16 protein-coding genes are annotated in these 11,585 nt (G+C 55.2%); 10 read left to right on the forward strand and 6 right to left on the reverse strand.

All coding sequences use genetic code 11. The annotated features are described in order from the left end of the window. Positions 1-146: 146 nt before the first annotated feature. The 10 genes from Q4A85_RS01785 to Q4A85_RS01830 all read left to right on the forward strand — a co-directional run bounded on the left by Q4A85_RS01785 (position 147) and on the right by Q4A85_RS01830 (position 6,339). Positions 147-278, forward strand: coding sequence for a hypothetical protein (locus Q4A85_RS01785; protein WP_303107375.1), 132 nt, complete (start codon positions 147-149; stop codon positions 276-278). Continuing rightward, positions 275-1,087, forward strand: a complete 813-nt coding sequence (locus Q4A85_RS01790) for a beta-1,6-N-acetylglucosaminyltransferase (protein WP_303107376.1) — start codon at positions 275-277, stop codon at positions 1,085-1,087. The genes Q4A85_RS01785 and Q4A85_RS01790 overlap by 4 nt, the downstream gene beginning before the upstream one ends. A 22-nt stretch (positions 1,088-1,109) precedes the next feature. Next, positions 1,110-1,265, forward strand: coding sequence for a hypothetical protein (locus Q4A85_RS01795; protein WP_303107378.1), 156 nt, complete (start codon positions 1,110-1,112; stop codon positions 1,263-1,265). Positions 1,266-1,485: 220 nt separating this feature from the next. Then, positions 1,486-2,325, forward strand: coding sequence for a glycosyltransferase (locus Q4A85_RS01800; protein ID WP_303107379.1), 840 nt, complete (start codon positions 1,486-1,488; stop codon positions 2,323-2,325). Further along, positions 2,306-2,431, forward strand: coding sequence for a hypothetical protein (locus tag Q4A85_RS01805; protein WP_303107381.1), 126 nt, complete (start codon positions 2,306-2,308; stop codon positions 2,429-2,431). Before Q4A85_RS01800 ends, Q4A85_RS01805 begins: the two co-directional genes overlap by 20 nt. 210 nt (positions 2,432-2,641) lie before the next feature. After that, the gene (locus Q4A85_RS01810; protein WP_303107382.1) at positions 2,642-2,782 is read left to right on the forward strand and encodes a hypothetical protein; all 141 of its coding nucleotides are present in this window, start codon (positions 2,642-2,644) and stop codon (positions 2,780-2,782) included. A gap of 85 nt (positions 2,783-2,867) precedes the next feature. Further along, positions 2,868-4,100 (forward strand): sugar transferase, encoded by a 1,233-nt coding sequence (locus tag Q4A85_RS01815; protein WP_303107383.1) that lies wholly within the window; start codon positions 2,868-2,870, stop codon positions 4,098-4,100. Positions 4,101-4,399: 299 nt separating this feature from the next. After that, on the forward strand, positions 4,400-5,416 hold the full coding sequence (gene galE / locus Q4A85_RS01820; RefSeq protein WP_303107401.1) for a UDP-glucose 4-epimerase GalE: 1,017 nt from the start codon (positions 4,400-4,402) through the stop codon (positions 5,414-5,416). A 181-nt stretch (positions 5,417-5,597) separates the two neighbouring features. Then, on the forward strand, positions 5,598-5,957 hold the full coding sequence (locus tag Q4A85_RS01825) for a hypothetical protein (RefSeq protein ID WP_303107384.1): 360 nt from the start codon (positions 5,598-5,600) through the stop codon (positions 5,955-5,957). Then, positions 5,935-6,339 (forward strand): hypothetical protein, encoded by a 405-nt coding sequence (locus Q4A85_RS01830; protein WP_303107385.1) that lies wholly within the window; start codon positions 5,935-5,937, stop codon positions 6,337-6,339. Before Q4A85_RS01825 ends, Q4A85_RS01830 begins: the two co-directional genes overlap by 23 nt. A 119-nt stretch (positions 6,340-6,458) precedes the next feature. Here Q4A85_RS01830 and Q4A85_RS01835 read toward each other — a convergent pair whose 3' ends face one another. From Q4A85_RS01835 to Q4A85_RS01860, 6 genes are all read right to left on the reverse strand, one after another. Continuing rightward, on the reverse strand, positions 6,459-7,217 hold the full coding sequence (locus tag Q4A85_RS01835) for an ABC transporter ATP-binding protein (protein ID WP_303107386.1): 759 nt from the start codon (positions 7,215-7,217) through the stop codon (positions 6,459-6,461). Between the two features lie 30 nt (positions 7,218-7,247). After that, positions 7,248-8,201, reverse strand: a complete 954-nt coding sequence (locus Q4A85_RS01840) for an iron chelate uptake ABC transporter family permease subunit (RefSeq protein ID WP_303107387.1) — start codon at positions 8,199-8,201, stop codon at positions 7,248-7,250. Positions 8,202-8,461: 260 nt separating this feature from the next. Then, positions 8,462-9,439, reverse strand: a complete 978-nt coding sequence (locus Q4A85_RS01845) for an ABC transporter permease (RefSeq protein ID WP_303107388.1) — start codon at positions 9,437-9,439, stop codon at positions 8,462-8,464. A 173-nt stretch (positions 9,440-9,612) separates the two neighbouring features. After that, complete coding sequence (locus Q4A85_RS01850) at positions 9,613-10,062, reverse strand: hypothetical protein (protein WP_303107389.1); 450 nt, start codon at positions 10,060-10,062, stop codon at positions 9,613-9,615. Beyond that, the gene (locus Q4A85_RS01855) at positions 10,059-10,241 is read right to left on the reverse strand and encodes a hypothetical protein (RefSeq protein ID WP_303107390.1); all 183 of its coding nucleotides are present in this window, start codon (positions 10,239-10,241) and stop codon (positions 10,059-10,061) included. The genes Q4A85_RS01850 and Q4A85_RS01855 overlap by 4 nt, the downstream gene beginning before the upstream one ends. 238 nt (positions 10,242-10,479) lie before the next feature. Beyond that, positions 10,480-11,502 (reverse strand): siderophore ABC transporter substrate-binding protein, encoded by a 1,023-nt coding sequence (locus Q4A85_RS01860; RefSeq protein ID WP_303107392.1) that lies wholly within the window; start codon positions 11,500-11,502, stop codon positions 10,480-10,482. Positions 11,503-11,585 lie beyond the last annotated feature (83 nt).

Genomic DNA, 11,585 nt, shown 5'->3' on the forward strand with positions numbered 1-11,585 from the left:
TCCATAGGCATCTTTTATGCCCTAGAAACGCGGCTACTGCGTTAAAAATGCTCGCAAGGTGTCCACCTTGCTGTGCTTTTTGCCTTGTATCCGCGCTTTTATTTCATAAAATCTGCCTATGGAAATAGTGAATACAGGTTCTAAAAATGGAACGACGACGGCTCGTCGCAAAACCCCAAGCCAGCCACAAACCCATTTTCAGGCTGCCCCATCCACCCTTACATAAGCAGCCTGAAAACCACCCACTCACTCACACTCACTCCAAAACCCAGCCATGACCACCTACCTCATCCTATCCCACCGCCCTCTGCCCCACATCGCCATCCACGCCGCCCGCCACCCCCAAGCGCACTACTACATCCACCACGATGCCAAATCCCCCAGCCTAACAGGCAGCCTAACCACCCTGCCCAACGTCCACCTGATTAGCCACCGCATCCGCGTAAACTGGGGCGGCTTCACCATGATAGAAGCCACACTCGCCCTAATCCAAGCCGCGCTCGCCAATCCCAGCACGCGCCACTACCACCTAATCAGCGGCGACTGCGCCATGCTGCAAAGCCCGCAAACACTCGCCGCCCAATGCCAAACGCAGCCTGAAAACACCCTATGGCTACACAGCCAGCCCAGCCCCCAACTGCGCTACCGCAACCGCTTCAACGCCCCCCACGCCGACACCGCATGGCAACGCAGCCTAATCGGCAAGCTGCTCACCCGCAGCCTAAAAATCGCCGACCGCATCCTGCCCAGCCGCCAAATCTGCCTAGCAGGCAGCCAATGGTTCTCCGCCAACCGCACCGCGCTCAAACTCCTGTTTGACCACAGCCTAGGCGACAACGCCACCCTGTTTGAAAAAAAACTCGTCCCCGACGAACACTTTTTCCAACACATCGCCCACCAGCTTGCAGGCAGCCTGAACCACATCAACGCCAACCATCGCCATATCCGCTTCGCCCAAGGCGCAAACCACCCCGACACCCTATCGCTGGACGAACTCTGGACAGCCAAAAAAAACGGCGCATGGTTCGCCCGCAAAGTCTCGCCCGAAAACCAAACCCGCTGGTTGCAATACGAGCAAGATATATAAACCGCCCGTAGGTCGGGCATTGATGCCCGACGCTCTCCCGCTTTATTTTCAGGCTGCCCATCCCCCCAACCCACTGCCCCGTAGGGTGGGCAATTTATTGCCCACCATCATGCCGCCATCCTGCTCGTTCAGGTGGGCAAACAAGTTGCCCACCCTACGCGCTTCCAAGGCAGCCTGAAACGAGCGAAGCGAGTTTCTGCAAAACTAAAACGCAAAATCCACTTTCAGGCTGCCACCAATGGAGCGGCGACGGCTCGTCGCCATCATGCCCAACACACCACCAACAGCCCAACCCATCCTAAAAAGGTTGATATTCAGCGGGGTGCAGAGACTTGCCCCTGCTCGTGGTAGGCGGCGAAACGCCTGCTCTGGCGACATAATCCGCTTAATACAACCTGATGCAGCCTGAAAACACCCCGCACAAATCCACCATGAACTTCACCGCCCTACTCTCGCTCTACGCCAAAGAATCCCCCGACTACCTGCGCCAAAGCCTTGCCAGCCTTGTCGCGCAAAGCCAGCCCGCCGCCGAAGTGCTAATCGTGCTGGACGGCGCAATCACGCCCGCGCTGGAAGCCGTGCTCGCTGAATTTGCCCACCAGCTGCCGCTCAATATCGTGCCGCTGCCCGAAAACGTGGGGCTGGGGCGCGCGCTCAACCACGGCTTGCAACACGCCCGCTGCGAATGGATATTCCGCATGGATACGGACGACATCGCCGCCCCCACCCGCTTTGCCGACCAATGCGCCTACATCGCCGCCCATCCACAAATCGCCCTGCTGGGCGGGCAAATCGCCGAATTTGCCGACACCCCCAGCCAAAGCCATGCCCGCCGCCAAGTCCCGCAAACGCAGCCTGAAATCATCGCCTACGCCAAGCAGCGCAACCCATTCAACCACATGACCGTTGCCTACACCCAAACCGCCGTGCAGCAAGCGGGCGGCTACCAGCATCATCTGTGTATGGAAGACTACAACCTATGGCTGCGGATGCTGGCGCATGGCACGCCCGCCGCCAACCTGCCGCAAACGCTGGTGCACGCCCGCGCGGGCAACGCCATGCTGCAACGGCGGCGCGGCTGGGCATACGTTCAAAGCGAATGGCAATTGATGCAGCTTAAACGCCGCCTGCGTTTTCAGGCTGCCTTACCTGCTTTCGCCACCTTTCTGCTGCGCAGCCTACCGCGCCTGTTGCCCGCCCGCTGGTTGGGCAAGATTTATGCCAAGCTGCGTGGCTAATCGCGCGGGTGGATTGGTGTGGAATTTGTTTTCAGGCTGCCTAACGCATGGCATCAATAGGCAGCCTGAAACCTTTGCAAAACCCCAATGGCATCCTGAAACCTAAAATGGAGCGGCGGCGGCTTGCCGCCAACACTTAGAACCTGTATTCACTATTTCCATAGGCAGATTTTATGCCCTAAAAACGTGGCTACTGCGTTAAAAATGCTCGCAAGGTGTCCAACCTTACTGCGCTTTTTGCCTTGTATCCGCGCTTTTATTTCATAAAATCTGCCTATGGAAATAGTGAATACAGGTTCTTATTAAACATTACATAATGATTTACCAAGATGTCGGCGAGCCGCCGACGCTCCATCGGTTACAGATTTTGCAAAAGTTTCAGCCTGAAAAAGCAAAACCGTTTAGCGTGTTGCCAAACGGTTTTTTGCTGGATGGATTGACTTTCAGGCTGCCATAATTAAGAGTGTGTTAAAATTCGTAAGCAAATTATTGCAAACCGCCCAATAGCCCAAGGTAGCCTGAAAACAAACCACCGCCAACCCATGAAACCCACCCCATCGCTCACCCTGCGCCTGCTCACAGGCATCCTACTCATCGCCGCCACCACCGCGCTGTATCGCTGGCAAAAACCCCTGCCGCTTGCCGACATCAAAATCATCAACAGCGCCGCCATCAGCCTGGCGGGCTACGCCCTATCCGCGCTATCCATCAACAAGCTGCTCTATTTTCCCGGCCGCCAAAGCTGGCTCAACATCCTGCCCACCGTAGGCATCGCATACAGCAGCGTGTTTGGCATCGCCGCGCTGTTTTTTGTTACCTTTTCCAACAGCTTCGTGCTCGCCAACGGCATCCTTGCCGCGTTGTTTTTCCTTGCCGATTATCGCCGCCACAGCCGCCGCACCCCGCTGATGGCGTATATCCCGCTCGGGCGCGCCCGCGATGCCGACCAAATCCCCCATGCCAACTGGCTGCGCCTAGACCAAGCCCAACGCCCACACAACCCCGTGCAAGCCATCGTTGCCGATTTGCACAGCCCCGATTTAGGCGCAACATGGCAACGCTTTCTTGCCGATTGCACCCTGCACAACATCCCCGTTTACAACATCCGCCAAATAGAAGAATCGCTCACAGGGCGCGTGAGAATCCGCCATCTCTACGAAAACGACTTAGGCTCGCTGCTGCCCCCGCCCGCCTATATGCTCATCAAACGCATCATGGACATCGTCCTAATCACCATCAGCCTGCCCATCACCCTGCCGCTGATGGGCATCACCGCGCTTGCCGTGGTGCTAGAAAGCCGTGGCGGCGCATTGTTCACGCAAAAACGCATCGGACAAGGCGGGCGCGAGTTCACCGTCTACAAATTTCGCAGCATGGCAAAAAATTCCGAAGCACACGGCGCGCAGCTTGCCCAAATCGGCGACGCACGCGTAACGCGCGTGGGCAAATTTATCCGCAAAACACGGCTAGACGAGCTGCCGCAATTTTGGAACATCCTGCGCGGCGACATGAGCCTAATCGGGCCGCGCCCCGAGCAGCGCGTGTTTGTGGAACAGTTCAACGACAGCATCCCGTTTTACAACTATCGCCACATCGTTAAACCGGGGTTATCAGGCTGGGCGCAAGTAACCCAAGGCTACGCAGGCAACGAAGATGAAACCCAAATCAAGCTGGAACACGATTTTTACTACATCAAACATTTTTCGCTCTCGCTGGATATTCTTATCATCTTCAAAACCATCAAAACCATTTTGACAGGCTTTGGCGCAAGATAGGCAGTAGGCAGCCTGAAACCATTAGGCAGCCTGAAAAACAACCGTAGCAGTAGGTTGGGCATCCATGCCCGACACACACCGCTCTATTTATCTTGATACGCCACAACTCAAAACGTCGGGCATCAATGCCCGACCTACTTAGGTTTTGCAAAAGTTTCAGGCTGCCCCAAATGGAGCGGCGACGGCTCATCGCCAAATGCGCCTTGGCATCACTCCACGCTTGGCAATCATTAAGGCAGCCTGAAACCCCAAAACGTTTCAGGCTGCCCATCCTCCCAACCCAACCACAAGGACTCCCCATGAACATCCTAATCACAGGCGGCGCAGGCTACATCGGCAGCCACACCGCAGTAGAACTCATCCAAGCAGGGCACACCGCCATCATCCTAGACAACTTTGACAACTCATCGCCCAAAGTGCTGCAACGTATCCAGGAAATCACAAGCACCGCCCCCATCTTCTATCAAGGCGACATCCGCGACCGCAGCATCCTGCAACGCATCTTCGCCGAACACAAAATCCACAGCGTACTCCACTGCGCCGCGCTCAAAGCCGTGGGCGAAAGCGTGCGCCAACCCCTGCGCTACTACAACAACAACATCACAGGCAGCCTAATCCTGCTAGAAGAAATGCAAACAGCAGGCGTGCACAGCATCGTGTTCAGCTCATCCGCCACCGTTTACGGCGACCCTGCCACCGTCCCCATCAACGAAACCAGCCCCACAGGCGCAACCACCAACCCCTACGGCACATCCAAACACATGATGGAACGCATGATGCAAGACCACCAACACGCCGAACCCGATTGGAGCGTCATCCTACTGCGCTACTTCAACCCCATCGGCGCACACCCCAGCGGCAAAATCGGCGAACAACCCAACGGCATCCCCAACAACCTACTGCCCTACGTCTGCCAAGTCGCCGCAGGCAAACTCAAACAACTCGCCGTATTCGGCAACGACTACCCCACCTCAGACGGCACAGGCGTGCGCGACTACATCCACGTCGTCGATTTAGCCATCGGACACCTAAAAGCCATAGAACAAAAATCCCAAACCGCAGGCACCCACATCTACAACCTAGGCACAGGACAAGGCTACTCCGTGCTAGACATCGTCCACGCCTTTGAAGCCGCATCAGGGCACACCATCCCCTACACCATCCAACCCCGCCGCGCAGGCGACATCGCCACCTGCTACGCCAACCCCGCCAAAGCCCAAGCCGAGCTAGGCTGGCAAGCCCAACGCGACCTACACACCATGATGCAAGACGCATGGCGTTGGCAAAGCCAAAACCCCAACGGCTATGACGACTAAACCCCAAACACACTTTCAGGCTGCCTAATCGTATTAAGGCAGCCTGAAAAACAAAGCGGAGTTGCGAAGCTAAAACAAAGCAGAATAGCGAAGCTAAAACCAAACCAGCCGTAGGGTGTGCAGCTTCGCTGCGCACGCGGTTTACACGGCGGCCTGAAAACCTTTTCCAAACCCGCAACCCATGCAACAGCGGCTTGCCGACATCTTGCCAACCAGCCAAGCCTATTCAATACACCATTTGGCAACAAACCATCGCCGCTCCATTTTAGAACCTGTATTCACTATTTTCAGGCTGCCCACCCCCTTAATCCCCCCAACACCCACCATGCAATCCGAAGAACTCCCCATCCACTTCCCCGCCAAACGGCTCACTATCAGCAAAATAGAAGGCACACACCCCAGCCTGCTTATTATCGTTTTGCCCACCCTGTTGCTGATTGCCGCCGCCAGCATCGCAGGCGCAGTTATCCTTCCTGTTCAACGACCCAGCAAGCGATTACAAGCACGGCATTATCCTGATGTTGGCGGTAGCCGCGTTTAGCCTAGGCTATTTTGCCCACCTGCTGCGCCAATATCAGCGCAACCGCGCCATTTTGCACACGCCAAACCGCGCCGATGCCCAGCCGTGGAAACTGATTGCGCCGTGGGCAGACGTGGCTTGGATGAGCAATAAATACAAGCAAATTACCTTCGGCTACACCGCCAGCATCAACGGCGTACCACAGCAAATTACCTTCGCCGACCGTCCCAATCTTATCCGCTATCGCAACAAATTTCTCGCCATCGCCCCGCGCCACGGCGGCGCACCCGCGTTGCTAAACGACACACTCAACACCATTCGCGGCTTAACCCGCACCGAGCGGCAAGATTTAATCCACCCAATCCAAGCATTCATTGATGCCGAGCTGGATAAGGCAGCCTGAAACCCGCTTTAACCCATCCCAAACATTTTCAGGCTGCCTAAAACACACAAGGCAGCCTGAAATTCATCATGGCGCGTTAAACAAACCATCCGCCAACGCGCTATCTCTAATCCACATCATCAACAATGATGCACAATCAATTTTTTCCCTTTGTAATCCAACACATCCACCGTCATATTAAACGCCGCCTGAATATTGGGCACGGTAAACACTTCATCGGGGCTGCCCGCAAACAGCACTTGTCCTTGTTTCATGGCAACCACATGGTCGGCATAAGCCGCTGCCATGTTGATGTCGTGCAGCACCACGATAATGGTGCGCTGTTGGCTGTGCGCCAAGCGGCGCAGCAGTTGCATCAGGTTGCGCGCGTAATACATATCCAAATTGTTCAGCGGCTCATCCAGCAGCACATATTCGGTGGATTGGCAAAACACCATCGCAATCAGCGCGCGCTGGCGTTGCCCACCCGATAGCTCGGTTAAATAGCGGTGCGACAGCTCTTGCAGTTGAAACTCCACCAGCGCGTTGTCCACAATGGCTTGGTCTTCGGCGGTGGGCTGCCCTTGGTGATACGGATAACGCCCAAACAGCAGCAAATCGCGCACGGCAATGCGGCTGTGGATGCTGTTTTCTTGCGTGAGAATCGCCAGCATTTTGGCGACTTCGGCGGTGGGCGTGCTGGCAAGGTCGCGCCCGTTGTAGGCGATGCTGCCTGAAACCAGCGGTCGCAGCCGCGCCATAAACGACAGCAGCGTGGATTTACCCGCGCCGTTTGCGCCGATGAGCGCGGTGATGCCGCCTTGCGGAATGTCTAGGCTCACGTTGTTCAGAATGGTTTGCTGGTTGATTTGATGCGATACGTTTTGGATGGTAATCATATTAAGCTGTTTCAATAGAAAGGGTTAATTTCAGGCTGCCTGTTTCTTTTTCAACACCAACCACAAGAACACCAAGCCGCCCACAAATTCAATCACCACGCTCAACACGGCTTTCATGCCCAGCAGGTGTTCAAACACGGTTTGCCCCAACACCAGCATCACCGCTGCGATTAAAAACGCCATCGGCAGGCGCACGCTGTGTTTCAGGCTGCCTGAAAAGGCGTTGGTGAGCGCGCACACCAGCAGCCCAAAAAAGCTCACCACGCCCACGGTTGCCGTTGCCGAAGCCACCAACAGCGCAATCCAAAACAATATCCACAGCGTATGGCGTTGGTAATGAATGCCCAAATTGATGACTTGGTCGCGCCCGAGCAAATGCACGTCCAGCCGATGCCGCTCGCGCCATAAAAACGGCATGCTCACCAGCATCAACACGCCGCAATACGCCAGCATTTTTGTGTTCACGCTGTTGAAATTGGCAAAGGTGGCGGCTTGGGCAGCCATAAATTCTTCGGGGTCTATCATCCGTTGCAGCAGGCTGGATAAGCTGCGAAACAGCACGCCAAACACCACACCGATTAAAATCATCCGCGCCAAATCGCGCCCGCCTTGTTTGAGCAGCAGGCTAAACAGCAGCAGCGAGCCGCCCAGCATCGCCGCCAATTCCAACGAAAATTTGCCCAACGGCGCAAGCTGCGCATAGCCCAAGCCGCCCAGCGCAGCCACCAGCGCGGTTTGCAAAAACACATACAGCGCGTCAAAGCCCAAAATAGACGGCGTTAAAATCGGATTGTTGGTGATGGTTTGGAACAGCAGCGTGGACACGCCCACCGCATAGGCAACCAGCAGCAATGCCGCCAGCTTTTTCGCCCGCAGCGGCAACACAAAATCCCACGCACCTTGCGCGTTCCACGTTAAAAACAGCGCGGCAGACAGGATAAGCGTGGCGGATAAAATCAAAAGGGTTTTGGTGGATTGAGACATGATATTCAGATAGATTTTTTTGTTTATTCAGGCGGGGCGGATAACAGCGTTTCAGGCTGAGACCTTTGTAAACCCCTAACAGCAGCCTGAAAAATAAGAAATGTCGTCATTCCCGCGTAGGCGGAAATCTTGTTTAATTTTCAGAAATAATTGTAAAAACAAACTGTTGTTTAAGTTTAACCAAGATTTCCGCCTACGCGGGCATGATGGACGTTACTATTTTTTGTGGCGTTTTAGGTTTTGCAAAGGTTTCAGGCTGCCTAACCCCGTTGTGGCGCGCGCAGCAGCAGCAAAAACAGCACCGTACCCACCACGCCAAACACCGTTGCCACAGGGATTTCAAACGGAAACACAATCAGCCGCCCAATCAAATCGCACATCAGCACCAACGCCGCGCCCAGCAACGCCACCGCAGGCAAGCTCGCCCGCAGCTTATCGCCCAGCAAACGGCTGGCGATATTCGGCACCACCAAGCCAATAAACGGAATGCCGCCCACCGTAACCACCACCAACGCCGTTATCAGCGACACAATCAGCAGCCCCACCCACAGCACCGCATCGCGGTTTAGCCCCAAATTTGCCGCCACGCTGTCGCCCAAGCCCATAATCGTGAGCTGGTCGGCGATGATGTAGGCAAACGCCGCCAGCGCGCCCGTTGCCCACAGCAATTCATATCGCCCCAGCAGCACGCCCGAAAAATCGCCGCTTTGCCACACGCTGAGCATTTGCATCATCTCGGTTTCATACGCGATAAACGTTGCCACCGCATCAATCACGCCGCCAAAAATAATGCCCACCAGCGGCACCAGCAACTGCGCCGATGGTGGCAACCGCCGCGACAACGCCATAAACAGCAGCATCCCCAGCAACGCCGCCGCCGCTGCCACGCTCATTTTCACCAACAATGCTGCCGCAGGCGCAAACAATGCCATCAGCAGCAAGCCCAACGCCGCCGATTGGCTTGCGCCCACCATAGACGGCTCTACAAACCTGTTTTTTAACAAGATTTGCATAATCGTGCCCGCCACCGCCATAGAAGCCCCCACCAACACAATGGCAAAGGTGCGCGGCAAGCGGCTGATGATGAGCACTTGGCTGCTGTCGTTCAGGCTGCCTGAAAGTAAATTTGCCCAATGAAAATCCGCCACGCCCACGGATAGGCTGGCGATAAACAACAGGGCTACGAAGAGCAGGGATAGGGAATAAAGCAATTGGGGGGTTATTTTGTGGTTGAGCATATTTTCTGTTTTCAGGCTGCCTATGGGGGTGGGGTTCTTAGTGGGGTCTAATAAGGATGCTGGTTGGTGGCTGTTGAACACAAGCAGCATAGATTAAAAATTCTGCAATCTGTTTCTTCTCCCGCTGGCGAGGGGAGGTTAGGATGGGGGGTAGGTTTTAGAGCAAGCTGAAATCAAATTGGATGATGTTCTAAAAATAGGCTGCCACGCGCTACAAGGCAGCCTGAAAAGCAGGATAAACGGTGGCATCGGCGTGGCGTTTCGTCTAAAAAATCGTCTAGGTAACGTTTGCCGCTGTCGTCTAGCTTGGCGCGCAGTTCGCGCAGGCGGGCGAACAGGGCGGCTTTTTCGGCAGCAGTAAGCATGTGTCCGCTATCGTTGGTTAGGCGGTTGTAGTCGGGCGTGCCTTGCACGTCTAGGCTGAGCAGGCGCAGGTAGCTGCGTTTTGCGCCTGATGCGGTTTGGGTTTGCAGCAGCATACTGCCGCCGTCTGCGGCGATGGGGCTGTCGTCAATCAAAATGGCGGTGGGCAGGGTGTCTTGGGGCATGGTATGTTTTTTCGGGGCTTGGGCGGTGGCAAAGGGTATCAACAGCGCAAGCAGTAGGGGGAGTAAAGGTTTCATGGTGGGGCTTTTTCAGGCTGCCTGTGTTGTGCGGAAGATGGCGGGTTGTGCGGTGTGCTGCAATCAAAAGGCAGCCTGAAAAGGGATTTCAAGCTGCGGATGGTGGCTGTTCGCGCACCGAAGCGTGGGTATGGCGGCGCAACGCCATGCGAATGGTTGAATACATCCGCAATAATCATTTTTCAGGCTGCCTTTTCATGTTCAGGCAGCCTGAAATCTTTACAAAACCTAAAACACTAAGAGAAATATCCACATCCGTCATTCCCGCGCAGGCGGGAATCTTGATTGAACTCACACAATAGATTGTTTTTCATACATTTCTGAATATCAGGCAGGATTCCCGCCTACGCGGAAATGACGGTATTTCTTGAATTTCAGGCTGCCGCTAGGGTTTTGCAAAGGTCTCAGCCTGAAACCTTATTTCGCCTTTTTAAACGCTTCTGCCGCTTGGTTGGCAACGGTTTGCAGTTGTTTCGCGCCACCTGCGGCTAGATACGCGTTGCTGTCCAGATACACCACTTGCCCTTTTTTCCATGCGGTGCTTTCGGCAACCAGCGGGTTATCCAGCACATCTTTGGCGGCTTTGCCTTCTTCGCCAATCGCTGCGCTGCGGTCTAGCACAAACAGCCAATCGGGGTTTTTCTCTTTGATGTATTCAAACGAAATCGGCATGCCGTGCACGCCTTCTTTCATGTTGGCATCCACGGGGGGCAGCCCGATGTCTTGGTGTAGCCAGCCGCCTAGGCGCGAAGTGGGGCTTTGCGCGGATAATTTGCCGCCGCTCACAATAATCACCAGCCCTTTGCCCTTGCCTTGTGCGGCGGTGCGGGCTGCGTCAAAGGCTTGGTTGATGTCGGCTTTGAGCTTGTCTGCTTCGGCTTGTTTGCCAAAGATTTGGGCGTAGGCATCAATGCGCTCTTCCGCGCTGGTGCGCAGGTTTTGGGTGTCGGCGGTCATGTCAATGGTGGGGGCGATTTCGTTGAGCTGCTGCGCGGCTTTGCTGGTGCGGCTGCCGATGATGATGAGCTGCGGTTTAAACGCGCCCAAGGCTTCGTAGTTCGGCTCAAACAGCGTGCCAACGTGTTGGGCTTTATCAAATGCGCCTTGCAGATAAGGCAGCATGGATTTATCAATGGTTGCGCCCACGGGCACGCCCAATGCGGTCAGCGTATCCAATGCGCCCAAATCGTAAACCGCTACATTTTGCGGATTTTTCGGCACAACGGTATCGCCACGCGCGGTTTTCACGGTTACTTTTTCGCCTTGAATATCGTGCGCTTTGAGCGGTGCGTGTTTGTCTTTCTCGGCTTGCCCGCCTTGCGCTTGCGATGCGGCAGAAGCGGAGTTGGCTTGGCTGGCGGCTTGGTTGCTTTGTTGTTGCGATGGATTGCACGCGGTGAGCGCGGCAAACGTGAGCAATGCGATTAAAGAGTGTTTCATGGGGATTTCCTTGTGATGATAAAAATTAGGTAGTGTCCTAAAAAGTATGCTGCACTGCTGTTCCTTCCCCCGCTGGCGGGAGA

It is taken from the genome of Kingella sp. (in: b-proteobacteria), assembly GCF_030527935.1.
Taxonomy (GTDB): Bacteria; Pseudomonadota; Gammaproteobacteria; order Burkholderiales; family Neisseriaceae; genus Kingella_B.

Bases quoted from the DNA above. Each gene is read 5' to 3' on its own strand.
- Q4A85_RS01785 (WP_303107375.1), top strand. From the start codon at position 147: ATGGAACGACGACGGCTCGTCGCAAAACCCCAAGCCAGCCACAAACCC.
- Q4A85_RS01790 (WP_303107376.1), top strand. From the start codon at position 275: ATGACCACCTACCTCATCCTATCCCACCGCCCTCTGCCCCACATCGCC.
- Q4A85_RS01795 (WP_303107378.1), top strand. From the start codon at position 1,110: ATGCCCGACGCTCTCCCGCTTTATTTTCAGGCTGCCCATCCCCCCAAC.
- Q4A85_RS01800 (WP_303107379.1), top strand. From the start codon at position 1,486: ATGCAGCCTGAAAACACCCCGCACAAATCCACCATGAACTTCACCGCC.
- Q4A85_RS01805 (WP_303107381.1), top strand. From the start codon at position 2,306: ATGCCAAGCTGCGTGGCTAATCGCGCGGGTGGATTGGTGTGGAATTTG.
- Q4A85_RS01810 (WP_303107382.1), top strand. From the start codon at position 2,642: ATGATTTACCAAGATGTCGGCGAGCCGCCGACGCTCCATCGGTTACAG.
- Q4A85_RS01815 (WP_303107383.1), top strand. From the start codon at position 2,868: ATGAAACCCACCCCATCGCTCACCCTGCGCCTGCTCACAGGCATCCTA.
- galE (WP_303107401.1), top strand. From the start codon at position 4,400: ATGAACATCCTAATCACAGGCGGCGCAGGCTACATCGGCAGCCACACC.
- Q4A85_RS01825 (WP_303107384.1), top strand. From the start codon at position 5,598: ATGCAACAGCGGCTTGCCGACATCTTGCCAACCAGCCAAGCCTATTCA.
- Q4A85_RS01830 (WP_303107385.1), top strand. From the start codon at position 5,935: ATGTTGGCGGTAGCCGCGTTTAGCCTAGGCTATTTTGCCCACCTGCTG.
- Q4A85_RS01835 (WP_303107386.1), bottom strand. From the start codon at position 7,217: ATGATTACCATCCAAAACGTATCGCATCAAATCAACCAGCAAACCATT.
- Q4A85_RS01840 (WP_303107387.1), bottom strand. From the start codon at position 8,201: ATGTCTCAATCCACCAAAACCCTTTTGATTTTATCCGCCACGCTTATC.
- Q4A85_RS01845 (WP_303107388.1), bottom strand. From the start codon at position 9,439: ATGCTCAACCACAAAATAACCCCCCAATTGCTTTATTCCCTATCCCTG.
- Q4A85_RS01850 (WP_303107389.1), bottom strand. From the start codon at position 10,062: ATGAAACCTTTACTCCCCCTACTGCTTGCGCTGTTGATACCCTTTGCC.
- Q4A85_RS01855 (WP_303107390.1), bottom strand. From the start codon at position 10,241: ATGATTATTGCGGATGTATTCAACCATTCGCATGGCGTTGCGCCGCCA.
- Q4A85_RS01860 (WP_303107392.1), bottom strand. From the start codon at position 11,502: ATGAAACACTCTTTAATCGCATTGCTCACGTTTGCCGCGCTCACCGCG.